Origin of the sequence: Burkholderia sp. Se-20378 (assembly GCF_017104665.1) — a bacterium.
Classification (GTDB): domain Bacteria; phylum Pseudomonadota; class Gammaproteobacteria; order Burkholderiales; family Burkholderiaceae; genus Burkholderia; species Burkholderia lata.
In genome coordinates this window covers 1-363 of the sequence record NZ_JAAGPG010001263.1, presented here as the reverse complement: position 1 = coordinate 363, position 363 = coordinate 1, and the positions used below count along the sequence as shown (strand labels likewise).

Here is a 363-nt window from a genome sequence, read left to right as displayed (position 1 = left end):
GGGCGAGCCGGTGGTGATCGGCGTGAGCGGGCCGCTCACGGGGCAGGATGCGCAGTACGGCGAACAATGGAAACGCGGCTTCTCGCTGAACAACGCGATGCTGATCATCGCAGGGTCGCTGGTCGGCTCGTCGGGCGCGATCCTGTCGTACATCATGTGCCACGCGATGAACCGCTCGTTCTTCCACGTGATCCTCGGCGGCTTCCGCGGCGCCGCGGCGGCGGGGGGCGCGTGGGGGGCGAGCCGGTGGTGATCGGCGTGAGCGGGCCGCTCACGGGGCAGGATGCGCAGTACGGCGAACAATGGAAACGCGGCTTCTCGCTGAACAACGCGATGCTGATCATCGCAGGGTCGCTGGTCGGC

At 68.3% G+C, this 363-nt stretch carries 2 pseudogenes; both read left to right on the top strand.

The window, feature by feature from the left end:
• Positions 1 to 241, top strand: a pseudogene (locus G3N93_RS41330) (NAD(P)(+) transhydrogenase (Re/Si-specific) subunit beta); the annotation flags it as partial.
• Positions 232 to 363: pseudogene (locus G3N93_RS41325) on the top strand (ABC transporter substrate-binding protein); the annotation flags it as partial. The pseudogenes G3N93_RS41330 and G3N93_RS41325, both read left to right, overlap by 10 nt.